Origin of the sequence: Rhizobium sp. BK098 (genome assembly GCF_014193155.1) — a bacterium.
Taxonomy (GTDB): domain Bacteria; phylum Pseudomonadota; class Alphaproteobacteria; order Rhizobiales; family Rhizobiaceae; genus Rhizobium.
The window spans coordinates 1-1,699 of record NZ_JACHYY010000048.1; the positions used below are offsets into that span (position 1 = coordinate 1).

1 protein-coding gene and 1 pseudogene are annotated in these 1,699 nt (G+C 51.0%); both read right to left on the reverse strand.

Annotated elements, in window-relative coordinates; all coding sequences use genetic code 11:
- Positions 1-231: 231 nt before the first annotated feature.
- Positions 232-568 (reverse strand): annotated as a pseudogene (locus tag FHT73_RS29250) (transposase); the annotation flags it as partial.
- Positions 569-652: 84 nt separating this feature from the next.
- On the reverse strand, positions 653-1,456 hold the full coding sequence (locus tag FHT73_RS29255; RefSeq protein WP_246712283.1) for an ABC transporter permease: 804 nt from the start codon (positions 1,454-1,456) through the stop codon (positions 653-655).
- Positions 1,457-1,699 lie beyond the last annotated feature (243 nt).

A 1,699-nucleotide genomic window follows, 5' to 3' on the forward strand; every position in this document is an offset into this window, starting at 1 on the left:
CAGTCGGCGAGATCGTTGCGCTCTTCAAACCCCAAGAATGCGCCAACTACTTCATGGCATGCGGATATGACCCCGAGTAAAATGGACGTGCTCTAACTTATAATCGCGGACATCAAGGGGAGCAGGTCAGCACATCTTGGCCATGGGTGTGACCCATAAGACCGTATACGTTGACGCAGACTGATCAGAACACCGTAAAATCCTCTTGCAGATAGGCGGGCCATACGTTTTAAAGGTCCCTCCGCGGCCTCGCAGCCAGGCACTAAGCGCACTCCGGCTAATGCTCACCTGGCTGCTCCACAGACAGACGCTCCACCATTTCGTCGAGCGTCACGTCCTTGCGATCATCGATCATTTCGACAATGAACGCCTCGTGTGCATCCAAGCTCGAGGACCCTCGCCAACCTTGCTGCCTTGATGTCGGTTCACCATCGCTGGCCCTTGCGATCCAGCGGATTGCCGTCGAAATCCCAACCCAAAACCGGGCGGCAGCCTGCCGTGCGGACATGCCTGCCGCAGACGCCTTCAATACGCGTAACCGAAGATCATCGCTCAGTGCTCGTGCCATCATCCACCTCTTCGCTGTGGATGTTGAAGCAGCTTCGCCGCGCCACGTCACATCACAATCGATTCATCGATCGCAGGATCTGCTCTAGCTGTCTCCAATAACTCTCCGTAAGCCACGTTCAAGAAGTAGGCCGATCATCAGTGATGCAACGCCGAACCATACTAAATACTCTCGGCTCAATATCCTATCGCTGTAGTTCTCGAAATAAGCCACTCTCATCCACTCAACACATTGAACGATAGGGAGATAGGACAATGGGATAGCAATCTGGTCGGGAAATGCTGACGTAACGAAAAGTGCACCAGAAGAGATGTAGATTATGATCGTCATTAGCGCGTAGACAGTGGCGAACATTGGCTGAAATTGAGTGACCACGCCAACAATTGTTCCAACCCCTAGCGCTAATAAGATTGTCGATAAGTAAGCTAAAACCGCATCTGCGGGGTGATCAGGATACGGGTAATCTCCAACCACGATAAATAGCGCCCACATTATTACTAAAGTTACGCAACCCGCAATTACTTCAAGCACTGCTCTCCCGAATAAGATATCGGAAACTTTCACGATCGGAAAAGAGAGCATAGGTTGGTTCATAACGACCGAAAGTCCCATGAACCGCGAAATGTAGATGAACGTGAGGGTGGGAAGCAGCCCGGTTGCGAAGAAGAGCATTGGGGTTCCGTAAGGCGCGGCGCGGCCCGATGCGATATTTATTCCCATGACCGCAAGTATATGAGCAAGAGGCCAAAGGCACTGCAGGATAAAGCCTAGACCATGGTTGAAGAAACGGGTACGCATATCGCGAAGTATCACGGCTCCCATAACATTTCTTTTTGCCTTTAGCGCTTCGAGAAACGGGTGCTTCCCAGATCTATACTTATCACTCATTAGCCTTCTATCCCGCTAGATTGCTTAATTAAAGGACTACCATATAAACCGTAGGGTCGAAAACGGAAAGGTAGCCACAATAGTGTCTGCCTCCGTTCCTCTTGGCCGGCGGATAGACCTTGCCCCCGTTTGACGTGCCCCGTCAAATTAGGCCATTCAGACTTGGAATTTTCCACTTATGATCCCTAAAGGGAAGAAGAGGAGAATTCGATGAAGGCCTCGAAGTTTTCGGAAGCGCAGATC

What these genes read in the sequence shown, in the direction of transcription:
- FHT73_RS29255 (WP_246712283.1), bottom strand. Translation starts at nt 1,456, where the DNA reads ATGAGTGATAAGTATAGATCTGGGAAGCACCCGTTTCTCGAAGCGCTA.